This window comes from Brevundimonas subvibrioides ATCC 15264 (assembly GCF_000144605.1).
Lineage (GTDB): Bacteria > Pseudomonadota > Alphaproteobacteria > Caulobacterales > Caulobacteraceae > Brevundimonas > Brevundimonas subvibrioides.
In genome coordinates this window covers 2,116,947-2,139,511 of record NC_014375.1, presented here as the reverse complement: position 1 = coordinate 2,139,511, position 22,565 = coordinate 2,116,947, and the positions used below count along the sequence as shown (strand labels likewise).

The 22,565-nt window shown below is 68.5% G+C and carries 18 protein-coding genes; 5 read left to right on the top strand and 13 right to left on the bottom strand.

Annotation, left to right across the window (positions count from 1 at the left end; all coding sequences use genetic code 11):
• Positions 1 to 20 precede the first annotated feature (20 nt).
• Together BRESU_RS10595 and katG are read left to right on the top strand one after the other, a co-directional pair.
• Positions 21 to 1,670: a CTP synthase gene (locus BRESU_RS10595; protein ID WP_013269546.1), complete on the top strand. Its 1,650-nt coding sequence runs from the start codon at positions 21 to 23 to the stop codon at positions 1,668 to 1,670.
• A 111-nt stretch (positions 1,671 to 1,781) separates the two neighbouring features.
• Positions 1,782 to 3,995, top strand: coding sequence for a catalase/peroxidase HPI (gene katG / locus BRESU_RS10590; RefSeq protein WP_013269545.1), 2,214 nt, complete (start codon positions 1,782 to 1,784; stop codon positions 3,993 to 3,995).
• A gap of 75 nt (positions 3,996 to 4,070) precedes the next feature.
• Here the strand turns inward: katG and BRESU_RS10585 are convergent, their stop codons facing one another.
• The 5 genes from BRESU_RS10585 to BRESU_RS10565 all read right to left on the bottom strand — a co-directional run bounded on the left by BRESU_RS10585 (position 4,071) and on the right by BRESU_RS10565 (position 9,644).
• Positions 4,071 to 5,393, bottom strand: a complete 1,323-nt coding sequence (locus tag BRESU_RS10585) for an MFS transporter (protein ID WP_013269544.1) — start codon at positions 5,391 to 5,393, stop codon at positions 4,071 to 4,073.
• A gap of 64 nt (positions 5,394 to 5,457) precedes the next feature.
• The gene (locus BRESU_RS10580) at positions 5,458 to 6,963 is read right to left on the bottom strand and encodes an aldehyde dehydrogenase family protein (protein WP_013269543.1); all 1,506 of its coding nucleotides are present in this window, start codon (positions 6,961 to 6,963) and stop codon (positions 5,458 to 5,460) included.
• A gap of 41 nt (positions 6,964 to 7,004) precedes the next feature.
• Positions 7,005 to 7,877: a bifunctional 5,10-methylenetetrahydrofolate dehydrogenase/5,10-methenyltetrahydrofolate cyclohydrolase gene (locus BRESU_RS10575; protein ID WP_013269542.1), complete on the bottom strand. Its 873-nt coding sequence runs from the start codon at positions 7,875 to 7,877 to the stop codon at positions 7,005 to 7,007.
• A complete protein-coding gene (purU, locus tag BRESU_RS10570) occupies positions 7,877 to 8,737 on the bottom strand; it encodes a formyltetrahydrofolate deformylase (protein WP_013269541.1) in 861 nt (286 codons plus the stop codon). Before purU ends, BRESU_RS10575 begins: the two co-directional genes overlap by 1 nt.
• A gap of 25 nt (positions 8,738 to 8,762) precedes the next feature.
• Complete coding sequence (locus BRESU_RS10565) at positions 8,763 to 9,644, bottom strand: methylenetetrahydrofolate reductase (protein WP_013269540.1); 882 nt, start codon at positions 9,642 to 9,644, stop codon at positions 8,763 to 8,765.
• Positions 9,645 to 9,751: 107 nt separating this feature from the next.
• Here BRESU_RS10565 and BRESU_RS10560 point away from each other — a divergent pair, with 107 nt between their 5' ends.
• Both BRESU_RS10560 and desA read left to right on the top strand, forming a co-directional pair.
• Entirely contained in the window at positions 9,752 to 10,495 is a 744-nt protein-coding gene (locus tag BRESU_RS10560) for an alpha/beta fold hydrolase (protein ID WP_013269539.1), read from the top strand.
• Between the two features lie 24 nt (positions 10,496 to 10,519).
• Positions 10,520 to 11,920, top strand: coding sequence for a syringate O-demethylase (gene desA / locus BRESU_RS10555; protein ID WP_013269538.1), 1,401 nt, complete (start codon positions 10,520 to 10,522; stop codon positions 11,918 to 11,920).
• Between the two features lie 21 nt (positions 11,921 to 11,941).
• On the opposite strand, the gene BRESU_RS10550 is transcribed toward desA, so the two are convergent.
• The 8 genes from BRESU_RS10550 to ligK all read right to left on the bottom strand — a co-directional run bounded on the left by BRESU_RS10550 (position 11,942) and on the right by ligK (position 21,236).
• The gene (locus BRESU_RS10550; protein ID WP_013269537.1) at positions 11,942 to 12,739 is read right to left on the bottom strand and encodes an IclR family transcriptional regulator; all 798 of its coding nucleotides are present in this window, start codon (positions 12,737 to 12,739) and stop codon (positions 11,942 to 11,944) included.
• A gap of 63 nt (positions 12,740 to 12,802) precedes the next feature.
• Complete coding sequence (locus BRESU_RS10545; protein WP_013269536.1) at positions 12,803 to 13,207, bottom strand: nuclear transport factor 2 family protein; 405 nt, start codon at positions 13,205 to 13,207, stop codon at positions 12,803 to 12,805.
• Between the two features lie 54 nt (positions 13,208 to 13,261).
• Positions 13,262 to 15,688 (bottom strand): TonB-dependent receptor, encoded by a 2,427-nt coding sequence (locus BRESU_RS10540; RefSeq protein WP_013269535.1) that lies wholly within the window; start codon positions 15,686 to 15,688, stop codon positions 13,262 to 13,264.
• Positions 15,689 to 15,762: 74 nt separating this feature from the next.
• Positions 15,763 to 17,367 carry a benzoylformate decarboxylase gene (mdlC, locus tag BRESU_RS10535; RefSeq protein WP_013269534.1) on the bottom strand — a complete coding sequence of 535 codons (1,605 nt, stop codon included), beginning with the start codon at positions 17,365 to 17,367 and terminating at the stop codon, positions 15,763 to 15,765.
• 135 nt (positions 17,368 to 17,502) lie between these two features.
• The gene (locus BRESU_RS10530; RefSeq protein WP_013269533.1) at positions 17,503 to 18,636 is read right to left on the bottom strand and encodes a cobalamin-independent methionine synthase II family protein; all 1,134 of its coding nucleotides are present in this window, start codon (positions 18,634 to 18,636) and stop codon (positions 17,503 to 17,505) included.
• Positions 18,636 to 19,517: an amidohydrolase family protein gene (locus tag BRESU_RS10525; protein WP_013269532.1), complete on the bottom strand. Its 882-nt coding sequence runs from the start codon at positions 19,515 to 19,517 to the stop codon at positions 18,636 to 18,638. The genes BRESU_RS10530 and BRESU_RS10525 overlap by 1 nt, the downstream gene beginning before the upstream one ends.
• Positions 19,514 to 20,569, bottom strand: a complete 1,056-nt coding sequence (locus BRESU_RS10520; protein ID WP_013269531.1) for a 4-oxalomesaconate tautomerase — start codon at positions 20,567 to 20,569, stop codon at positions 19,514 to 19,516. Before BRESU_RS10520 ends, BRESU_RS10525 begins: the two co-directional genes overlap by 4 nt.
• Positions 20,562 to 21,236 carry a 4-carboxy-4-hydroxy-2-oxoadipate aldolase/oxaloacetate decarboxylase gene (ligK, locus tag BRESU_RS10515; RefSeq protein ID WP_013269530.1) on the bottom strand — a complete coding sequence of 225 codons (675 nt, stop codon included), beginning with the start codon at positions 21,234 to 21,236 and terminating at the stop codon, positions 20,562 to 20,564. Before ligK ends, BRESU_RS10520 begins: the two co-directional genes overlap by 8 nt.
• A 97-nt stretch (positions 21,237 to 21,333) precedes the next feature.
• On the opposite strand from ligK, the gene BRESU_RS10510 reads away from it, so the two are divergent.
• Positions 21,334 to 22,539, top strand: a complete 1,206-nt coding sequence (locus BRESU_RS10510; RefSeq protein WP_013269529.1) for a LysR family transcriptional regulator — start codon at positions 21,334 to 21,336, stop codon at positions 22,537 to 22,539.
• The last annotated feature ends 26 nt before the right edge of the window (positions 22,540 to 22,565 follow it).

Genomic DNA, 22,565 nt, shown 5'->3' with positions numbered 1-22,565 from the left:
CGGCTCTAAGGTGATCCCCCGTGGCTAGATATGTCTTCATCACGGGCGGCGTGGTTTCCTCGCTGGGCAAGGGGCTGGCGTCGGCAGCTCTCGGCGCGCTGCTACAGGCGCGCGGCTACAAGGTGCGGCTGCGCAAGCTCGACCCCTATCTGAACGTCGATCCGGGGACGATGAGCCCCTATCAGCACGGCGAGGTCTTCGTGACCGACGACGGCGCCGAGACCGACCTCGACCTCGGCCACTACGAGCGGTTCACCGGGGTGTCGGCCGCGAAGTCCGACAACATCACGACCGGCCGGATCTATTCGACGATCATCGAGAAGGAACGCCGCGGCGACTATCTGGGCGCGACCGTGCAGGTGATCCCGCACGTCACCGACCAGATCAAATCCTTCTGCCTGACCCCCGCCCTGACCGACGAGGGCGAGGACGTCGACTTCGTGCTGGTTGAGATCGGCGGCACCGTCGGCGACATCGAGGGCCTGCCGTTCTTCGAGGCCATTCGCCAGCTGGGTCAGGACCTGGACCGTGGCCAGTCCTGCTTCGTCCATCTGACGCTGCTGCCCTTCATCAAGACCGCCGGCGAGATGAAGACCAAGCCGACGCAGCACTCGGTCAAGGAACTGCGGTCCATCGGCATCCAGCCCGACATCCTGCTGTGCCGTTGCGAATTCCCGATCCCGCCCGAGGAAAAGCGCAAGATCGGCCTGTTCTGCAACGTGCGTGAGAGCGGCGTCATCCAGGCGATGGACTCCGCCGACATCTATGCCGTGCCGCTGGACTATCACGCGCAGGGGCTGGACGCCGAGGTCCTGGCCCACTTCGGCATCAAGGACGCGCCCGAGCCCGACCTGTCGATGTGGCAGGAGATCGCCCGCCGCCGCCTGCAGCCCGACGGCGAGGTCACGGTGGCCGTGGTCGGCAAATACACCGTCCTGAAGGACGCCTACAAATCCCTGATCGAGGCCCTGCAGCACGGCGGGGTGGCCAACAACGTCAAGGTCAACATCGACTGGGTCGAGGCCGACACCTTCGAGGGCGACCGCGAGCTTTGCGAACAGCGTCTGCAGGACGCCCACGCCGTGCTGGTGCCGGGCGGCTTCGGCGAGCGCGGGGCCGAGGGCAAGATCGAGGCGGCGCGGTTCGCCCGCGAGCGGAACATCCCCTATTTCGGCATCTGTTTCGGCATGCAGATGGCGGTGATCGAGGCGGCGCGGAATCAGGCGGGGCTGGCCAAGGCGTCCTCGACCGAGTTCGGCCCGACCGAGGAGCCCGTCGTCGGCCTGATGACCGAATGGACGCAGGGCAACCAGCGGGTGCTGCGCCAGCAGGGCGGGGATCTGGGCGGCACCATGCGACTGGGGGCCTATGATTCGACTTTGGCGCCGGGATCGAAGATCGCGGAGATCTACGGGACCACGGCGATCAGCGAGCGGCACCGGCACCGCTATGAGGTCAACATCAACTATCGCGAGGCGATCGAGGCCAGGGGACTGCGCTTCGCCGGCCTGTCGCCCGACGGCGTCCTGCCCGAGACGGTCGAGCGCACCGACCATCCCTGGTTCATCGGCGTCCAGTATCATCCGGAACTGAAGAGCCGGCCGTTCAAGCCGCACCCCCTGTTCGCCAGCTTCATCGAGGCGGCCGTGGTCCAGAGCCGGCTGGTCTGATCTTCATGATAGGCTGAGCCTATCCTGAAGATCAGTATTTCAACTTCGACTAATGCGTAAGCTTGGCTAGACTTCCCGTCCTCAACCACGAAACGGCAGGATGGAACGATCATGGACGGCAGCGATATCGTCGAGCCCACCACCAAATGCCCCCTTCGGCACGGGGTGCGTTTTCACACCAGTTTCGGCGGTCGCTCGAACCGCGACTGGTGGCCCAACCAGCTGAACCTCAAGATCCTGTCGCAGCATTCCGCGCTGGTCAGCCCGTTCGCGCCGACCTTCCGTTATGCCGACGAGCTGGAAAAGCTGGACGTCGAGGCGCTGAAGGCGGACCTGCGGGCGCTGCAGACCGATTCCAAGGACTGGTGGCCGGCCGACTTCGGTCACTACGGCCCGTTCTTCGTGCGGATGGCCTGGCACAGCGCGGGCACCTATCGCACCGGTGACGGGCGCGGCGGATCCGGGTCCGGCACGCAGCGGTTCGCGCCGCTGAACAGCTGGCCGGACAACGGCAACCTGGACAAGGCCCGTCGCCTGATCTGGCCGATCAAGCAGAAGTACGGAAACAAGATCAGCTGGGCCGACCTGATGATCCTGGCCGCCGACGTCGGCATGGAGACCATGGGCTTCAAGACGTTCGGCTTCGGCTTCGGCCGAGAGGACGTCTGGGAGCCGGCCGAGGACGTGCACTGGGGGGCCGAGGACACCTGGCTGGCCGACGACCGCTACCAGGGCGAGCGCGAGCTCGACAAGCCACTGGCCGCCGTCCAGATGGGCCTGATCTATGTGAACCCCGAAGGCCCGAACGGAAACGCCAACCCGTCGGCCTCGGCCCACGACATCCGCGAGACCTTCGCCCGGATGGCGATGAACGACGAGGAAACCGTGGCCCTGATCGCCGGGGGCCACACCTTCGGCAAGGCACACGGCGCGGGCAATCCCGAGCACGTCGGGGTCGAGCCCGAGGGTGCCGGGATCCTCGAACAGGGTCTGGGCTGGCGGAACAGCTTCGAGAGCGGCAAGGGCTCGCACGCGATCACCAGCGGCCTCGAAGGGGCCTGGACCAGCCATCCGACGCGTTGGGACAACGGGTATTTCGACCTGCTGTTCAAGTATGACTGGGAGCTGACCCGCAGCCCGGCCGGCGCCCAGCAGTTCACGCCGATCAACATCGCCGACGAGGATCTGGCCCCCGACGCGCACGATCCGTCCAAGCGGGTCAAGCCGATGATGGCCGTGACTGACATCGCCCTGAAGACCGACCCGGCCTATCTGGAGATCTCGAAGCGGTTCCACGCCAACCCGGACCAGTTCGCCGACGCCTTCGCCCGCGCCTGGTTCAAGCTGACCCACCGCGATATGGGCCCGCGCGCCCGCTATCGCGGTCCGCTGGTCCCGCAGGAGGTCCTGATCTGGCAGGACCCGATCCCGGACCTGGATCACCCGCTGGTCGAGGCGGCCGACATCGCCGATCTGAAGGCGCGCATCTTCGCCTCCGGCCTGTCGGTCACCGAGCTCGTCGCCACGGCCTGGGCCTCGGCCTCGACCTTCCGCGGCTCCGACAAGCGCGGCGGCGCCAACGGGGCCCGGATCCGTCTGGCACCTCAGAAGGACTGGGCGGTCAACCAGCCGGCGCAGCTGGCGCGGGTCCTGTCGGCGCTGGAAGCCAGCCAGACCGACTTCAACGCGGCCCAGACGGGCGGCAAGAAGATCTCGCTGGCCGACCTGATCGTGCTGGCGGGTTCGCTGGCGGTGCAGAAGGCGGCGCAGGACGCCGGCTTCGACGTCGAGGTGCCGTTCACGCCCGGCCGGATGGACGCCAGCCAGGAGCATACCGACGTCGAGTCCTTCGACGTGCTGGAGCCGACGGCGGACGCCTTCCGCAACTATCTGAAGACGGAATACACCCTGACGGCCGAAGAGCTGATGGTCGACCGGGCGCAACTGCTGACCCTGACCGCGCCCGAGATGACGGTCCTGGTCGGCGGCCTGCGGGCGCTGAACATCAACACCGACGGCGTCCAGCACGGCGTCTTCACCCGGCGTCCCGGCCAGCTGACGAACGACTTCTTCGTCAACCTGCTGGACATGGACACGGTGTGGACGGCGACCTCGAACGAGGAAGCCGAGTTCGAGGGGCGTGACCGGGCGACCGGCGCGCCGAAATGGACCGCTACCCGCGTCGATCTGGTGTTCGGCTCCAACTCGCAGCTGCGGGCCCTGGCCGAGGTCTATGCGCAGGCGGACTCGGGCGAGAAGTTCGTCCGGGACTTCGTCGCAGCCTGGACGAAGATCATGAACGCGGACCGGTTCGACCTCGCCTGAACGTTCGATCGCTGACAACGGAAAGGCCCCCGTCTCGTCGAGACGGGGGCCTTTTCTTTGGCGGGATGGCCCGGCCTATTTCGCCGCGACCGGGGCGGCGTCTCCGATCCGGCCTCGGGCGGCGAACAGCAGGGCCGCCCCCACGGTCGCCCCCAGCCCGAGGATGATGGACACCAGGGCCAGGGACCAGCCCGCCTGGAACAGGAAGCCCGCCAGCACGGGGGCCAGGGCCGCTCCGCCGCGGCCCACGCCGATGACGAAGCCGGTCGCGGTCGCCCGCAGCTGCGTCGGGAAGGACTGGGCCACGATGGCATAGAGGCCCACGATCGGGGCGTTGGTGAAGAAGCCGGCCACGGCCGCGGCGATCGAGATCTCCTGCAGCGTGTCCCAGCCACGGCCGAAGGCGATCACCGCCGCCGTCGAGGCCAGCATGGCGAGAATGGTCAGCGCGGTCACCCGGGCCTTGAGGGTCAGCAGGCCCAGCGTCAGGGCCCCCAGCGCCCCGCCGATGCTGGCCCAGACCAGAACCCCGGCCGCCGTCGGCGGGGCATAGCCCATGTCGACGACGATCTTCGGGATCCATTTGATGATGTAGTAGAAGGTGATGATGTGGCTGAAGTAGGCGAGCCCCAGCAGGATCGCGAGCACCGCGAACTGCCTGGAGAACAGCAGCGACATCCCGGCGCGCGGCTTCACGGCCGGGGCATCGGGCAGGGCGTCCACGGGCGGGTGACCCATGCGGCGCAGGGTCGTGTTGATCCGCTCGAGCGCACCCTTGCCGCGGCGCTGCATCTCGAAGGCGATCGATTCGGGCACGCGCCACAGGACCAGGGGCACGAACAGCAGAGTCATGACGCCGCCGAAGATGAACACGGCCGGCCAGTCGTAGACCTTGAGCAACTGGCCGGAGATCATGCCGCCAATGACCGAGCCGATCGGATAGCCGGCCGACATCAGCACGACGCACAGGGCGCGGCGTCTGGCGTTGGCGGCCTCGGCCACCGCGGCGTTGATCGAGGCCAGCATCCCGCCGATGCCCAGGCCGGTGAAGACGCGGTAGATCGACAGCGTCGTCAGGTCGTGGGCGGTCGCCGCGGCGAACATGCCGATCGCCATGACCAGCAGACATCCGAGAATGGTCCGGCGTCGGCCGAGCGTATCGGCCACGCCGCCGAGGAACAGCGAGCCGACCGCCATGCCCAGCAGCTCCATCGACAGGACGATGCCGAGCGCGGCGCGGTCGATGCCCCAGTCGCGCACGATGCCGGGCGAGGCGTAGCTGATCGACAGGACGTCGAAGCCGTCGAGCGCGTTCAGCCCGACCATCAGCAGGACCGCGGTCCACTGGAACCGCGACATCGCGGCCTTGTCGACGATTTCGCGTGGATCGGTCGCCATGGTGTCTACTCCCTCTGCGGCCGCTGACGGGCCGCTTCACATATCGATATCAGAGATTGGCCGGTCACAACTGGACGATGACGGATTTCAGCTCGGTGTAGGCCTCGACCCCCGGGCGACCGTGTTCCCGGCCCAGGCCGGACTGTTTGTAGCCGCCGAACGGCATGGCCGGATCGATGACCGAGTGGCAGTTGCCCCAGACGGTGCCGGCCTTGATCTTCCCGGCCAGCCGATGCATCGCCGACAGGTCCTTCGTCCAGATGCTGGCCCCGAGGCCGAAGGCGCTGTCGTTGGCCTGACGGGCCACCTCGTCGAGGTCGTCGAAGCGCTGGGCGACCACGACGGGGCCGAAGATCTCCTCCTGAACCACCCTCATCTGGGGCTTCACGTCCACCAGCACGGTCGGCTCGATGTAGTACCCCTCGGACCCCAGCGACCCGCCGCCGATGGCGACCGATGCGCCGGCCTTCTTGCCGTCGTCGATATAGGCCATGACCCGTTCGAACTGGTCCTGGCTGACGACCGGCCCCATGTGGCCGGCGGGGTCGAGCGAGGCGCGGGGCGACCAGAAGGCGGCCTGTTCCGACACCTGCTCGAGGACCCGGTCGAAGACGTCGCGGTGGGCATAGATGCGCGATCCGGCCACGCAGATCTGGCCGGCATTGAAGAAGATGGCGCCCGCTGCCCCGGCTCCCGCCGCCTCCAGATCGGCATCGGGCAGGATGACGACCGGCGACTTGCCGCCCAGCTCCAGGGTGACGTGTTTCAGGGTGTCGGTGGCGGCCCGGTTGATGACCTTGCCGATCTCGGTCGAGCCGGTGAAGGCGATCTTGTCGACGTCCGGATGGGTCGTCAGGCGCGCCCCGGCGGTGTGACCGTTGCCGGTGACGATGTTGACGACCCCGGCGGGGAAGCCGGCCTCTGCGATCAGGTCGCCCAGACGCAGCGCGGTCAGCGAGGTCTGTTCGGCGGGCTTCAGCACCACGGTGCAGCCGGCGGCCAGGGCCGGGGCGATCTTCAGCGTCGCCATGACCAGGGGGAAGTTCCACGGCGCGATCAGGGCCGCGACGCCGACGGCCTCGCGCCGGACGTAGGCGTGGTAGGCCCCGACGGGGAGGGAGGCGGGCAGGGTGGTCTCGGACGAGATCTTGGTCGCCCAGCCGGCCATGTAGCGCAGCATGTCGATGGCGGAGGGGATGTCGGCGGCGGCGGCCATCCCCTTGGGCATGCCGTTGTCGATCGCTTCCAGTTCCGAAAACTCGTCGGCATGGGCCTCGATCAGGTCGGCGAGGCGATGGATGCAGCGCTCGCGGTCCAGCGGGCGCAGCGTCGTCCAGCGCCCGTCGTCGAAGGCGCGGCGGGCGGCGGCGACGGCGCGGTCGACGTCGGCGTCGGAGGCATCGACGAAACGGCCGATCTCGCGCGCGTTCGACGGGTCGATGATCGGGATGGTCGCGCCGTGGGTCGAGGCGACCCAGGCGTTGTCGATGAACAGGGCCGGCGCGCGGGCGATGGCGCGCTTGGCGGCGTCGGAGTAGTCGCGCTGGGTGAAGGGGCTCAAGTCGTTCATGGGGCGTCTCCTCGGGCGGGCGTCCGGTTGAATCCGTTGCCTCAGGGTCTGGACGGGTTGGCCGCGCGCGCGGCCCTGGCGGTGTTGGACAGAAGGCAGGCGATGGTCATGGGGCCGACCCCGCCGGGCACGGGGGTCAGCCAGGCGGCGTGGGCGACTTCGTCGGCGGCGACATCGCCGACCAGCCGCGATTTGCCGTCGTCACCCTGGACCCGGTTGATGCCGACGTCGATGACGATGGCCCCCGGCTTGACCCAGTCGCCGCGCACCAGGCCCGGACTGCCGGCGGCGACCACGAGGATGTCGGCGCGCCGGGCGATCTCGGGCAGGCCGCGCGTCAGGATGTGGGTCACGGTGACCGTGCACTCCCGCTCGAGCAGCAGCAGGGCCACCGGCTTGCCGACGATGTTGGACTTGCCGATCACGACGGCATTCAGGCCCCGGAAGTCGTCGATGACTCGCTCCAGCAGCATCATGCAGCCCAGCGGGGTACAGGGGATCAGCCCGCCGCCGGTGGACAGGCGACCGACGTTCACGGGGTGGAAGCCGTCGACGTCCTTGGCCGGATCGATGGCGTCCAGCACGGCGGCCGCGTCGATCTGGGAGGGCAGGGGCAGCTGGACGAGGATGCCGTGGACCGCCGGGTCCGCATTCAGGTCCGCGACCAGGTCGAGTAGCGCAGCCTGGGTGGTCTCAACCGGCAGCCGGTGCTCGATCGAGCGCATGCCGACGCGCCGGGTCTCGGCCACCTTGCGTCCGACATAGACCAGGCTGGCGGCGTCCTCGCCCACCAGCACGACGGCGAGGCCCGGCGTGATCCCGTCCGCGATCAGCCCGGCGACGTCCTCGGCCACGCGCGTCGTGACCTCGGCGGCGATCGCGCGCCCGTCCAGAATGGGCGCGGTTCCGGTCATCAGTCGCTGAAGACGACGGTCTTGGAGCCGTTCAGCAGGACCCGGTCCTGCAGATGGAAGGCCACGGCCCGGGCGAGCACGCGCCGCTCGATATCGCGCCCCTTGCGGACCAGGTCGTCCGGCCGGTCGGCATGGGTCACCGCCTCCACGTCCTGGGCGATGATCGGGCCCTCATCCAGATCGGCGGTGACATAGTGGGCGGTGGCCCCGATCGACTTCACGCCCCGGGCGTGGGCCTGATGATAGGGCTTGGCACCCTTGAAGCCCGGCAGGAAGCTGTGGTGAATATTGATGCAGCGGCCCGACAGATAGGCCGACAGGTCGTCGGACAGCACCTGCATATAGCGGGCGAGCACGACCAGTTCCGCCCCCGTCTCCTCGACGATCTGCTTGATCCGGGCCTCCTGCTCGGACTTGGTTTCCTTCGTGACCGGCAGGTGGTGGAAGGGCGCGTCGCCGATCAGCGAGATCAACAGGGCCTCGCGCGGGTGGTTCGAAACAATCCCCACGACGTCCATCGGCAGTTCGCCGGTGCGGTTGCGATAGAGCAAATCGCCCAGGCAGTGGTCGAACTTCGAGACCAGCAGCAGGACCTTGCGACGCTCCGTGGTGCTGCGCATCGACCAGGTCATGGCGTGGCTTTCGGCCAGCGGCGTGAAGGCCGCCTTCAGGGCCGGCAGCTCGATCCCGTCGTCGTCCAGCGCGAACAGGACGCGCATGAAGAAGCGGCCGGCGTCCTGGTCGTTGAACTGCTGCGCCTCGATGATGTTGGCCCCGCGCTCGAACAGCAGGCCGGCCACCTTGGCCACCAGACCCGGCTGGTCGTCGCACGACAGGGTCACTACGCAGATATCGGACACGCTTTTCAGCCTCCTCAGACGAAAATCAGTTGCCGTGTTTGGCGGCGTAGTCGCTGACCCATTCGGCGGTCTTGGCGATGCCGCCGAACGGATAGAAATGCAGGCTCAGATCGCCGTGCCGGACCGGGTCGATGCGGGCGGCGAGGTCGCCGATCAACCGGTCGGGGCCGGCCGAGCCGATCAGCTGGGTGATCGACAGGCCATAGCGACTCATCACCTTGGCCGAGGTCCCGACCCCGCAGCGCGCCGCGAACCGCATCAGGGTCTTGATCCCCGCCGGGCCCGGCACGCCGATGCGGATCAGGGCGTCGATACCGTGAGCCCGGACCTGTGCGATCCAGTCGACGATCGGGTCGGGATCGAACCCGAACTGGGTCAGGATCGTCATGGAGATGCCGAGCTCGCCCAGGGCGTCGCGCTTGTCGAACATGGCCCGCCACAGCTTGTCGCCGTCGATGTCGGGGTGGCCTTCCGGATAGCCGGACACGCCGACGCTCTCGAGGTTCAACCCGGCCAGCATGCCGGATCTGATCAGCGACAGGGCGTCTTCATACGGACCTTCGGGCACCGGCGGGTCGCCCGCGACGACGAACAGACGCTTGATCCCGGCGTCGGCGGCCAGACGCTCGAGGAAGGTCCGGAGCTCGGTTTCGGACGCGATCCGTCGCGCGGAGATATGGGGGGCGGGGTCGAACCCGAGGGCCCGGACGCGGACGGCCGCATGCAGGCGGGCCTCGAAGGTTTCGCCGGGCAGGAAGGCGATGGCAATGCGCGTCCCTTGCGGAATGAACCGCGCGGCCTCTTCCAGCGAAGGGACGTCCTTGGCCGTCATCTCAAGCGAAAAGTGGCGCAGCATGCGGCCGGTGGCGCTAGCGGTCGGCGCGTCGGCGTCCTTGAGCATGTCCATGGATGCGTCCCTCGAGCGTTGTCCCGGGTCAGTTCGTCTGACCTCTAGCGACGCCTCATTTATTCGTATAGATGAACTTTTCGGGGATGTGAAGAGAAGGAGGGGCCATGTCGGGATCGCGCGCTGCGCCGCTTCTGCTGCTGCCCGGACTGTTGTGCGACGCCCGGATCTGGCCGTCCGCCGCTCTGGACCTGACCCATCCGGTGATCGCGCCCATGGGATATGGACTGGCAGACTCACTGGAAGACATGGCCGCCATCGCCCTTGAGACGGCTCCCGCACGCATCTCGCTGCTGGGCCATTCGATGGGGGCGCGGGTCGCGCTGGAGATCGTGCGCCAGGCCCCCGAACGCGTCGAGCGCCTGGCCCTCGTCAGCACCGGCGTCCATCAGCCACGCGACGGCGAGGCCGCGGCCCGTCATGCCCTGCTGGACCTTGGTCGGGCCGAAGGGGCCAAGGCTCTGGTGGATCGCTGGCTGCCGCCGATGGTGGCCCCGGCGCGCCGGGACGACCACGCCCTGATCGATCCGCTTCGCGCCATGTGCGTTCAGGCGGGTGTGGATGTCTTTGCTGCCCAGATCACGGCCCTGCTGGCCCGGCCCCCGGTCGAGGATCTGCTCGGCTCCATCGCCTGTCCCACCCTGGTGCTGGTCGGGTCCGAAGACGGGTGGAGCTCGCCCGCCCAGCATCGCGACATCGCCGACGCCATCCCCGGCGCCGAACTCAGAGTCATCGCCGGCAGCGGCCACATGCTGCCGGCCGAAGCGCCCGAAGCCTTTGTCGACGCCGTCCGCCGCTGGCTGGCGTCCAACCCCGTCCCGGCCTCAAAGGCCGAGCATCAAGCCGCCTGAACAAGAAACGAGAGAGGAAACCCCATGACTGCCAAGAGCCTGCAGGACGTCCTGAACGGCGTCGACAACATCCCCGACTTCCTGCGCAACCAGCAGGCCGGGCCCAATGCCTATCCGGGCGTTCCGGGCGAGTTCAGCAACTGGCGCGACGAGCAGATCGCCTGGCAACAGACCTGCGTGCTGTTCAACCAGAGCTACCACATGGTGGACCTGCTGGTGGAAGGCCCCGACGCCCTCGCCATGCTCAGCAGCCTGGGCATCAACAGCTTCAAGGGCTTCCAGGTCGACCGCGCCAAGCAGTTCGTGCCGGTCAGCCATTCGGGCCACGTCATCGGCGACGTGATCCTGTTCTATCTGGCCGAAAACACCTTCAACATGGTGGGCCGTGCCCCGACCATCGAATGGGTGGAGTTCCACGCCGCGACCGGCGGCTGGGACGTGCGCGTCGCCCGTGACGAGCGCACCGCCGTCCGTCCCGACCCCCAGAACCGCAAGTCGTACCGGTACCAGATCCAGGGTCCGAACGCGATGAAGCTGATGGAGAAGGCGCTGGGCGAGACCCCGCCGGACCTGAAGTTCTTCCACATGACCCGTCTGACCATCGGCGGCCGCACCGTGCGGGCCCTGCGTCACGGCATGGCCGGCCAGCCCGGCTTCGAGCTGTTCGGTCCGTGGGAAGAGAAGGACGAAGTCCATGCGGCGCTGGTCGAGGCCGGTGCCGACTTCGGCCTGAAGCTGGTCGGGGGCCGGACCTATTCGTCCAACACCCTGGAGTCGGGCTGGATCCCGTCGCCGCTGCCGGCCGTCTATACCGGCGAGGAGATGCGCCCCTATCGCGAATGGCTGCCCGCCACGAGCTATGAGGGCAAGGCATCGCTGGGCGGCAGCTTCTACTCGGACAACATCGAGGACTACTACCTGACGCCGTGGGACCTGGGGTACGGCCCCTTCGTCAAGTTCGACCACGATTTCATCGGCAAGGAAGCGCTCGAGAAGAAACAGGCCGGGCCGCACCGCAAGAAGGTGACCCTGGCGCTCGAGAGCGAGGACGTCATCCGGGTGATGAGCTCGCAGTTCCAGAAGGGCGACCGCGCCAAATTCTTCGAGTTCCCCTCGGCGGTCTACACCATGCACCAGTTCGACCGGGTGCTGGGTGCCGGTGGCAAGGACGTCGGCCTGTCGACCTGGGTCGGCTACAGCGCCAACGAGGGCCGCGGCCTGACGCTGGCCATGCTGGACGAGGAACACGCCAAGCCCGGCACGCAGGTCACCCTGCTGTGGGGCGAGGAGAATGGAGGGTCGCGCAAGCCCACCGTCGAACGTCACGTCCAGACCGAGATCCGCGCGACGGTCAGCCCCGCGCCGTATTCGGAAGTGGCGCGCGACGCCTATGCCGACAGCTGGCGCACGCGTCAGTTCGCCTGATCGATCAGGGGCGTCGGCGGTTCAGGCCGCCGACGCCGCTTCGCCGGCGTCCGATCCCAGACCTTCGTCCGCCGGATGCTCCAGCAGGTCGACTGCCCGGCGCAGCAGGTCGATCGTGAAAGCCTCGAGGTCCGGTGTCAGTCTGGCCAGCGGAATGGCGACGCTGACGGCTCCCACGGCCCGATCCCCGGCCATGACCACCTTGCCGATGGCATGGATGCCCGGCGTGTATTCCTCGCGCGTCCGCCCCAGGCCTGTCCGGCGGACCTCGGCGATTTCGGCCCTGAGATCGGCCTCGTCGATCAGGGTCTGCGGCGTCATCGATTTCCGGATCGACTGCGCCAGATAGGCCTCGAACTCCGCCTCGTCGTAGGTGGCCAGAATGGCCTTGCCGGCGGCGAAGGCGTGCATGGGGGCCCGCTGGCCCACGTCGAGCGTATAGCGCAGGGCGTGGGTGCCGATCTCGCTGACCGCGGCCTCGACCTCATGACCTCTCGGCACGAAGAAGCCGACCGTCTCGTTCAGTCTCAGCCGCAGCGACTGGACGACCTTGGCGGCGCGCTGGGTCAGGGTGTCGGCCTCGTGGCGGGGCTGCAGCCGCGACAACCCCTGGCCCGGCCCATAGCGCCGACCGTCCCGCGCGACATAGCCGCGATCGGCGAGGGTGTTGAGGAGGTAGGACAGGCTGCTGACCGGTATGGCCAGGGCCGTGGAAATCTCGTGCGCCGCCAGCGGACGCCCCTGGGCGACGAGCAGCTCAAGGATGTCGAGCGTCCGCATGGCGGACTTTACGGTCGAGGCGGGGGCTGTGTCAGTCATGGCGTCCTGGCCCCAATGATCGGTCGCTGTCGGGCTGACAAGAGGTTTTGCCTGTCGTCGGGACTAGGCGGCGGTTGAGAAGGTCAGCGCGCCGCGACGTTCGGAGAACAGCCAGCGGCCGTCGATCCGCACGAAGCGATCGCGATAGGTGCCGACCAGCGGGGGCTGATCGGGGGCGGTGAACAGCAGGATGGCGCTGGTGGCCGAGGCCGTATCCACGCTCTCCACGCTGACCACGATGTTGGCGCAGACGTGCTGGGTCGTGCGCGGCGGGCGGGAGGTAAAGGCCGCCAGCAGGTCGGCATGACCGACGATGGCCGCGTCGGGCGCGGTCGGTCGGGTCATCAGACCGTCGGGCGCATACAGGGCCACGACCTCGTCCCAGCGCGCCTGGTCGTTCAGGGTCGCATACAGGTTGATCAGGCGGGCGCAGGCCCATTCGATCCCCAGCCGCTCGTTGTCGGTCATGACCGTCCTCGAAAAGAGATGGCCCGGAGCGGGTGTCCGCTCCGGGCCGGGTCATCAGAACCGATAGCCGAGGCTGACGCCATAGGTGCGCGGGGGCAGGTAGGTGACGCCGATCAGGCGACCCGTTGCCAGGGCAAAGGTCGAGGAGCGGATCTCCTCGTCGCCGATGTTCTTGACCCAGAGCTGGCCGCGGATCGCCCCGTCGCCGCTCTCATAGACCAGAGAGGCGTCGAACACGGTGTAGGCGTCCGAGCTCTCGATATCCCGCTCGAATTCCGAGAAGAAAACCTGGCTCTTGTGCGAGGCATCGCCCTGCAGCATCAGCGACCCGTCCATCGGCATGGCGAACGGCAGGTCCAGTTCGCCGTGCAGGCTCCAGGCCAGGTCCGGCGTGTTGCGGACCTTGTTGCCCGCCAGCTGCAGGTTGCCGCCGCCCGGCGCGCCGAAGGCGGTCGGATCGGGGTTGGTGGTGGCGTTGTAGGGCGTGCCACCGGAGACGTTCTGCGGAGCCAGCGGATCGATGGTCAGATAGTCGTCGAACGTCGCGTCCGTGTAGGACAGGCCGCCCGAGAACCGGAACACATCGGTCGGTCGCGCGAAGAACTCGAGTTCCACGCCGTTGGCCGAGGTCTTGGCCGCGTTCTGGAAGATCGTCGTGTAGCCCGTCGGGCCGCCCGAGATCGTCTTGTTCAGCTGCAGGCCTTCCAGCTCGTACGAATAGGCCGCCGCGTTCACGGTCAGGCGCTGATCCAGCAGGGTCGCCTTCACGCCGACCTCGTGGTTCGAGATCGTTTCCGGATCCACGATGGTGGTGGAGCCCGACGCGTTCTCGCCCGACCCGGCTTTGAAGCCTTCCGAGTAGGTATAGTAGAGCAGCAGGTCGGGATTGACCTCCCACTGGACGCCGACTTCCGGCGTGAAGTCCTCGAAGGTCCGCTCGGTGTGGGTTCCGGCGGCCGTCGGGTTCAGCGTCGGCAGATGCTGGTTCGGGGCCGTCGGGTTGTAGCGGATCACGATGCCGGGGTTTTCCGACATCACCTCCTCGTGGCTGTAGCGGCCGCCCAGCTTGACGCTGAGGCCTTCCAGGCCGGGCGAGATCATGCCCAGATCGAAGTTGGCCTGGCCGAAGATGGCATAGGCGGTCGTCTCGAGGTTGGAGCGGGTGCAGACCCGCTTGGGCGTGATGATCGCCGATCCGCCCGTCGTGGAGCCGGGACCGTAGCCGCAAAGGTTGTAGGCCAGATCCAGAGGGATGTTGTCGCGCGCCAGGATGGCGGGAGACTGGGCGTTGCCCGAGCGCCGCTTGAAGCCGACGCTGTCGATCGGGTTCTGCTGCTCGTTGAAGTAATAGGCCCCGAGCACCGCGTTCACATGGTCGGTGTCATAGTTCAGCTGCAGCTCGTTGGAGTACTGGTCGCTGTCGATCCGGCGTTCCTGGATCGTGCTGGCCAAGCCGTTGAGCGAGGGCTCGTTCTGCACCGCCGACAGGTCGAGGTCCTGGAAAAGCGCGGATTCGAAGCTGCGGAAGTTGGCGATGTTCGTCAGCGAAAGCGTGTCGCTGATGTTGGCCTTGAGGGTCGCGGTGAAGGCGTAGGAGTCCGTGCTCGTGCCCGGCTGATCCTCGCTGGCCAGATCGCGCGGGTCGGTCGCGTATCCGCCGACGCCCAGGGGGGCGAGGCGGGTCACGCCCGGGAAGCTGGCGCGCAGGTAGTGCACGGCCCCCGAGCTGTCGTCCTGACGGAAGTATTCGCCCGACAGCAGCAGGCTGACATCCGGGGTGAAGTCGAAGTTCAGCTGTGCGCGGACCATGCGGCGGTTCAGGTCGTCGACGTCGGCGCCCGTCACCGGATTGGATCCGAAGCCGTCGCGCTGTTCGGTCTTGCCGGCGACGCGGAACTGGATGCCGTCGGTGATCGGGCCGCCGACGGCGACCTCGCTGACCAGGGCGTTGTAATTGCCGAAGGTCAGGCGGCCGTAGCCTTCCATGACATCCGTCGGCTTGGCGCTGATGACGTTGATCGAGCCGCCGACGGCGTTCCGGCCGTACAGGGTGCCCTGCGGACCCCGCAGGACCTCGACGCGCGCGATATCAAACAGCGACGTCAGCTGCGCCTCGGCGCGGGCCACATAGGCCCCGTCGACGTGCAGCGCCACGCCGGTCGAACTGCCGGTCGTGGAGGTGTTGGCCCCCACGCCGCGGATGAAGATCTTGGCCTGGTTGAAGTCGTTGCCGAAGTTCACGGACGGCACGATCGTCTGCAGGTCCTGCAGGTTGTTGACCTGGGCGTCGCCCAGACGTTCCTCGCTCAGCGCCGTGACGGCGATGGACACGTCCTGGACCGACTGTTCGCGGCGCGAGGCCGTGACGATGATGTCGTCGACAGACGATGAGTCCGCCTGGGTCGTCTGGGGTGGCGCGGTCTGGGCATGCACGCTGGTCGAGGCGAGCAGCGCCGCGACGGTTCCGATGACGATTCTCATGTGTGGATCCTCCCTGGTGTTTTTTTGTCGTGCTTTGATTTTGGTCGTGTCCCGGCCCACGGCGGCCGGCGTCGTCAGTCCCCCGTGATCACCACCTCCAGAAGCCTGGGCCCCACGCCCTGGAAGAGATCTTGAATGGCCGCGTCGAGGGCCGCCGGATCGCTGACCCGCGCGGCCGCGACGCCCTGGCCCTGCGCGAGGGCGCAGAAGTCGAGGCCGGGCAGGCGGCTGCCGACCGCCTCCATGCCGAACAGGCCGGCGAAATGCTCGAGCGCGACGTAGCCGCCGTTGTTGACGATCAGGAACCGGACATCGAGCCCGTGCCGCGCCGCGGTCCACAGGCCCTGGATCGCATACATGGCCGAGCCGTCGCCCAGCAGGCACAGGACCGGACGGTCGGGGCGCCCCATGGCGACCCCGAGCGCGGCCGGCAGACCGTGGCCCAGGCCGCCGCTGGCGCAGGTGTGGAACTCCTCGTCCGCGCGAACCCGGAAATAGTCGTGCAGGGGTCCGCGCGTGCTGGGCGCTTCCTCCACGACGGCGATCCCCTTCGGCCGCAGGGCTTCCAGCCGCGACATCAGCAGGCTGTCGGTCAGACGTGAGTCGTCCGGTGCGGCAGGCACGATCCGCGCCCGGGGCAGGGCGCGCGGCCGCTCGGGCACGACCTGGGCCAGATGGGCGATCGCGCGGGTGACGTCCCCCGTGATCGCCAGACCCAGCGGCGTGCGCGCGGCCATGGCCGGGTCGTCGACGATCTGAACCAGATCGGCGCCCTCGGGCACGAAGGGACCAAACCCCTCGACGTGGAAGGTGAAGACCGGGGCCCCCAGCACCAGAACCAGATCGTGTCCGTCCAGCGCGTCGACGATGGCCTCGCGCGAGGCGGCGAGGAACCCCGCGAACAGCGGATGGTCTTCCGGAAAGACATTGCGCGCCGCCATGGGGGCGGCCCAGACCGGCGTGCCGTGCTGCTCGGCCAGATGCACCAGCGCCTCGCGGGCCCCGTCGCGCGCGACGCCTGCGCCCGCAACGACGACCGGTCGGCGGGCGGCATGCAGCAGACCCGCCGCTTCGGCCAGCAGAGCCGGATCGACATCGACGCTGCGGCTGACCCGGGCTGGCGTGATCGGCGGGCAGGGCTGTTCCCAGTCGTCGATCGGGATGGAGACGAAGACGGGGCCGCAGGGTGCCTGCATGGCGATGTGATGGGCGCGCGCGATGGCCAGGGGCACATCCTGGGCGCGGGCGGGCTCGATGGCCCATTTCACGAACGGGCGCGGAAACTCGGTCGACCGCTCGGCGTAGAGGAAGGGCTCATAGGGCAGGATCGAGCGCGCCTGCTGACCGGCGGTGACGACCAGCGGCGTCTGGTTGCGGAAGGCGGTGTAGATATTGCCCATGGCATGGCCGACGCCCGCCGAGGAATGAAGGTTGACCAGGGCGGCCCGGCCGGTCGCCTGGGCGAACCCGTCCGCCATGCCGACCGCCACCGATTCCTGCAGGGCGAGGACATAGGACAGCTCCGGCGGCAGGTCGCGGAACATGGGCAGTTCGGTCGAGCCCGGATTGCCAAAGATGGTGGTCATGCCGAGGTCGGCGAGCAACTGGTGGACGGCGTGCCGTACGGTCGGGCCGTCGCCCACGCGCAGGGCATCGACACGCAGGGCGCGGGCCGTCATCCGGCGCGGCCGGGCTGAACGTCAGTGCGTATGGTGTCGACCCGAAAGGTCACGCCGTCGCCTCCCTGATCTGTCTTTTCCTATATGTGAAAAGTTCAGAAGGGTGAAATAGCCCATTGTTCGGCGACTCGCAACTCACCCCCGTGACGCAGCGAGGTCGGCCCCTTCGCGGAGCGCCGCCAGCTTCATCCAGCAGACGGCCGGGTCGATCTTGCCGTAGCCGGCGAACGTGCCGAACCCGCAGTCGGTGCTGGCCACGACCCGGTCCGCGCCGACAATGGCGGTGAACCGTTCGATCCGCTGGGCGATGAGTTCGGGGTGCTCCAGATAGTTGGAGCAGGTGTCGATCAGCCCGGGGGCCAGGACCTTGTCGTCGGGCACCTTCGCGTCGCGCCAGACGGTCCACTCGTGCTCGTGACGCGGGTTGGCGGCCTCGAACAGGATGGTCGCGGGCCGGGCGGCGAGGATGATCGACATGATCCGCTCCAGCGGAATGTCGTGGTTGTGCGGGCCTTCGTAGTTGCCCCAGCAGATGTGCATCCGCATCCGGTCGGGGGCGATGTTCGCCGTGGCGGCGTTCAACGCCTCGACGTTCGCCTCGATGGTCTTCAGGAACCCGGCTTCGTCCATGTCCTGGTAGCCGGTGTGGCGCGACATCGCGAGATCGGGACAGTCCAGCTGAAGCTCGAACCCGGCGTCGACGATGGCCTCGTACTCCGGCCGCATGGCATCGGCGAGATCCGCCAGATAGGCCTCGTGCGTCGGATAAAAGGCATTCGCCTGGAAGGCCGTGATCAGGCCGGGCGAGGCCGCGTTCATGAAGGCCCGCGTGCCGCCGCCGTGGGCGTCGAGCGCCACCTGGAACCGGCGGATATCGTCGTGCAGGGGCTGCAGGTTCACCAGCCGGACCGGTCCGGTGCAGGACGCGCGCGTGAACTCCTGGGCTCCCATGATCCCGGCCAGCTTCTCGCGGAACTCGGGCAGGGGTGCGAGGTCGAGCGCGGGCTTTCGGGGGCTGTCGCCGCCGAAGCCGGACAGCCGCTCGATGATATAGGTGGAGTAACCGACCTTGCCGAGCTCGCCGTCGCTCACGATCGTGACCCCGGCCTCGACCTGCCGCTTCACGGCCTCGGTCACCGCCGTCTGCACCACGGTGTCGAAGGCCTCGGCATCATAGGGCTCGCCATGGTCGCGGGCCAGCAGCAGGGGCGTGAGTTCGGGGCCGCGCGGCAGGCTGCCGACGTGGGTGGTGGCGATCGTGGGGGCCATCAGTCGCTCCAGTAGAGGCGGGTCGGGTTGTCGATCAGCAGCTTGCGCTGAAGCTCGGGCGTCGGTGCGATCCGCGGGATGACGTCGACCAGCGCGCCGTCGTCGGGGATGCGGCTTTCCATGTTCGGATGCGGCCAGTCGGTGCCCCACAGACAGCGGTCCGGGTAGGCCTCGACCAGCGGACGGACCGCCGCGACGAAGTCCTCCCACGGCGGGTCCTGGGCGGACAGGCGATCGGGGCAGGTGGCCTTGAAATGGATGTCGTCGCGGCTGTCGAGCAGGGCGCGGAAGGCGCGCATGTCGGTTCCGTCCGGCCCCTGGGCGACGTCCGGACGCCCCATGTGATCGACGACGACGGGGACGGGCAGGGCGTCGAGGAAGGGACGCAGCTCTGCCAGGGTATCCGCCTCGAAATAGACCACGACATGCCAGCCGGCGGGCAGGCGGCCGGCGACCTCGAGAAATTTGTCCTTCGGCGCATCGTCCACGAGCCGCTTCAGGAAGTTGAACCGGATCCCCCGGATGCCGCCGTCATGCAGCGCCTGGAGTTCGACATCGGAGATGGCGGGATCGACCACGGCCACGCCGCGCGCCCTGCCTTCGGACACGGCGATGGCGTGCAGGGTCGCGGCATTGTCGGTGCCGTGACAGCTGGCCTGGACGATGACGTTGCGGGACAGCCCCAGCCGGTCGCGCAGGGCGAACAGCTGCTCCGGCCCCGCGTCCTGCGGCTTGTATTTGGCCTTGGCGCTGAACGGGAACCGGTCCGCCGGCCCGAAGACATGGCAGTGGGCGTCGATCGCGCCCTCGGGCGGACAGTAGCGGGGAAGGGAGGGCTCCAGCGTCCAGCTGCGGACGCGTCCCTCGGCGTCGACGCTCATGCGAACACCTTTCCGTCCATCAGCTTCCTGGCCGTGCGCAGCAGGGCGGCGGACACGACGGTTCCGGCCGCATCCGTCTCCAGCACGCAGGTCATCTCGCCGGTCGGATGCTCCACGGACAGGGTCTTTCGCGGGCCGGATGGAACCACGGCCACCTCGGCGGCCGGCGAGCCGTCGAGCAGGCAGGCGGTGGCGACACTGACCGCCCCCAGCACCCCGACGCTGGCATGGGCGCGTTTGGGAATGAAGCTTCGCACCGTGACCGCGCCATCGTGACGCGGCGGGGCCACAAGCATCATCTTGGGCACCGAGCTGTCGGTCACGTCGCCCAGGTTCATCATCGGACCGGCCTGCAGCCGGATCGCCTCGATGCGGGCCTTCAGGTCGGCCGCGGCGTCCAGCGCCTCGCGATCCTCGTAGCCGGTCGCCCCCACCGCATCCGCGCGCATGACCACGCAGGGCATGCCGTTGTCGATCAGGGTGCAGGCGATGCCGTCGATCACATCCACGGCGTTGCCGGTCGGCAGCAGGGCCCCGCAGGACGACCCGGCGGTGTCCCGAAACGCCAGCGGGACCGGGGCCGCGGTCCCGGGCACGCCGTCGATGCGGGCCTCGCCGTCATAGGTCACGACCCCGCTCGGGGTCGCCACGGTCGCCACGGCGATCTGGCCGGTGTTCACCATGAAGATGGAGACCGGGGTCTCGTCACCCGTCGCCTCGACCAGGCCGCGTTCCAGGGCGAAGGGTCCGACGCCCGCCAGCATGTTTCCGCAGTTCTGGGCGTCGGTGACCGTGGCCTGATCCACGAAGACCTGCAGGAACAGATAGTCGACATCGACCCCCTCCCTGTCCGACGTCGACACCACGGCCACCTTGGACGTCAGCGGGTCGGCGCCCCCCATGCCGTCGATCTGGCGCGGGTCGGGGGAGCCCATGATCCGCAGCAGGAAGGCGTCGCGCGCGGCTGTGTCGGACGGCAGGTCGGCGGCGAGGAAGAAGGCTCCCTTCGAGGTGCCTCCGCGCATCCACATGCAGGCGACGCCCTCACTCATAGCGCAGGCCCATGGCCTCCAGCTTGCCGCGCATGTCGTAGATGTCGAGGCCCAGTTCGCCCGCCGCCAGACGCGCGCGCTTGGAGGTCTCGTTGGCCTCGCGGGCACGGCCGGCCTCGAGGACCGCCGCGGCGTCCGCCCGGCGCACGACGCAGACGCCGTCGTCATCGGCCACGATCACGTCGCCCGCCTCGATCGCCGCGCCGGCGCAGACGATGGGCACGTTCACCGAGCCCAGCGTGGCCTTGATGGTGCCTTGGGCGAAGACCGCCCTGGACCAGACGGGGAAGTTCATCTCCTTCAGGTCGCGCACGTCGCGCACGCCTGCGTCGATCACCAGCCCCCGGCAGCCCCGCGCCTGGGCCGAGGTGGCCAGAAGGTCGCCGAAATAGCCGTCCTCGCAGGGCGAGGTCGGGGCCAGCACCAGGATATCGCCGGCCCGCAGCTGCTCGATGGCGACGTGCAGCATCCAGTTGTCGCCGGGCGGCGAGGAGATGGTCACCGCCGATCCCGCGATCCGCGCCCCGGCATAGATGGGACGCATGTGGGGAGCCAGCAGCCCGATCCGCCCTTGCGCCTCGTGCACCGTGGCAACGCCCAGGGCGGCGAGGCCGTCGATGACGCCGGCCTCTGCCCGTTCGATATTGCGAACCACCCGACCGGCCATGCGCGTCTCCTTCTGTCAATTTGCGGTGATGGAGAGGGGGTGGGGAGGGGGCAATTCGCATTTGCCCCCGCGCGATAAGTTTTTACGATAGATGGGAATGGCCCTGTCCCCCTTCGATCTCAATCTGCGTCACCTGCGGGCGCTCGGCGTGGTCATCGCGCGCGGCGGAATGAGCGCGGCCGCCGATACAGTCGGCCTGTCCCAGCCCGCCCTGACCCAGGGGCTGGCCAAGCTGGAAAGTCGGCTGGGCGCGCGGCTGCTGATGCGCCAGCCGGACGGGGTGCGCGCCACCGAGGCGGGTCGGATCCTGGCCGAGCGGACGGATCGCGCCTTCGTCCAGCTGGCCGAGGCGGCGCGGCAGGCGGGCCGCAGCGGTTTCGCGCGGCCGGAACAGCTGGTCACGGCGACCCAGCTCCGGGCCTTCCTCGCCCTCGCGGACGCCGGCAGCTTCGTGGCAGCGTCCAGGGCGACCGGCCTTTCGCAGCCGGGACTGCACGCGTCGGTCCGCGATCTGGAGCAGATTTGCGCGGTGCCGATCGTGGAGCGGCAGGGGCGGGGGGTGGTCCTGACCCGGGCAGGCCGTCGTCTGGCGCGAGGCGCGCGGCTGGCGCGGGCCGAATTGGCCGCGGCGCTTGTCGAGATCCTGCCCGGCGGGGGCGGGGACGCCAACCGCATCAGCGTCGGGGCCATGCCGCTGTCGCGGGCGGTGCTGCTGCCGGCCGCCGTGGCCGGGATGGTCGCGTCCGAGCCGGAATTCCAGATCGACGTCGTCGACGGGGCCTGGCGCGAGCTGGTCGATCCGCTGCGCGACGGGGTCATCGACGTCATGGTCGGGGCGCTGCGGGACGAGCCGCCACCGGATCTGGAGCAGCGCCCCCTGTTGCACGATCGCCTGATGGTCGTGGGTCGGGCCGGGCATCCGCTGGCGTCCGATCCGGCCCCGGATCGGGATGCCCTGGCGGCCTATCCCTGGGTGATCGGCCGTCCGGGATCGCCGCTTCGTCTGCTCTGGCAGGCCATGTTCGCGGGGGGACCCGTCCCTGCGGCCCCGGTGGAGTGCGGTTCGGTCACGGCCATCCGGGGTATCCTGCGCCAGAGCGATCTGCTGACCCTGCTGTCGCACGACCAGGTGGCGCTGGAGATCGAGGTCGGCGTGCTGGCCCCCATCGGCCCGCCGAGACCCGAGACGGTGCGCACCATCGGCGTGACCACGCGGGCCGACTGGCGGCCGACCCCGTCGCAGGCGCGCTTCCTGTCCCTGCTGGAGCAGGCAGCGGGCACCGCATTTCAGGAAATTGAATAGGCAGCGACCTCTATTGAGTTGCCCGC

Coding starts and splice junctions, on each gene's coding strand:
- katG (WP_013269545.1), top strand. CDS start 1,782: ATGGACGGCAGCGATATCGTCGAGCCCACCACCAAATGCCCCCTTCGG.
- BRESU_RS10585 (WP_013269544.1), bottom strand. CDS start 5,393: ATGGCGACCGATCCACGCGAAATCGTCGACAAGGCCGCGATGTCGCGG.
- BRESU_RS10580 (WP_013269543.1), bottom strand. CDS start 6,963: ATGAACGACTTGAGCCCCTTCACCCAGCGCGACTACTCCGACGCCGCC.
- BRESU_RS10575 (WP_013269542.1), bottom strand. CDS start 7,877: ATGACCGGAACCGCGCCCATTCTGGACGGGCGCGCGATCGCCGCCGAG.
- BRESU_RS10565 (WP_013269540.1), bottom strand. CDS start 9,644: ATGGACATGCTCAAGGACGCCGACGCGCCGACCGCTAGCGCCACCGGC.
- BRESU_RS10560 (WP_013269539.1), top strand. CDS start 9,752: ATGTCGGGATCGCGCGCTGCGCCGCTTCTGCTGCTGCCCGGACTGTTG.
- desA (WP_013269538.1), top strand. CDS start 10,520: ATGACTGCCAAGAGCCTGCAGGACGTCCTGAACGGCGTCGACAACATC.
- BRESU_RS10550 (WP_013269537.1), bottom strand. CDS start 12,739: ATGACTGACACAGCCCCCGCCTCGACCGTAAAGTCCGCCATGCGGACG.
- BRESU_RS10545 (WP_013269536.1), bottom strand. CDS start 13,207: ATGACCGACAACGAGCGGCTGGGGATCGAATGGGCCTGCGCCCGCCTG.
- BRESU_RS10540 (WP_013269535.1), bottom strand. CDS start 15,688: ATGAGAATCGTCATCGGAACCGTCGCGGCGCTGCTCGCCTCGACCAGC.
- mdlC (WP_013269534.1), bottom strand. CDS start 17,367: ATGACGGCCCGCGCCCTGCGTGTCGATGCCCTGCGCGTGGGCGACGGC.
- BRESU_RS10530 (WP_013269533.1), bottom strand. CDS start 18,636: ATGGCCCCCACGATCGCCACCACCCACGTCGGCAGCCTGCCGCGCGGC.
- BRESU_RS10525 (WP_013269532.1), bottom strand. CDS start 19,517: ATGAGCGTCGACGCCGAGGGACGCGTCCGCAGCTGGACGCTGGAGCCC.
- BRESU_RS10520 (WP_013269531.1), bottom strand. CDS start 20,569: ATGAGTGAGGGCGTCGCCTGCATGTGGATGCGCGGAGGCACCTCGAAG.
- ligK (WP_013269530.1), bottom strand. CDS start 21,236: ATGGCCGGTCGGGTGGTTCGCAATATCGAACGGGCAGAGGCCGGCGTC.
- BRESU_RS10510 (WP_013269529.1), top strand. CDS start 21,334: ATGGCCCTGTCCCCCTTCGATCTCAATCTGCGTCACCTGCGGGCGCTC.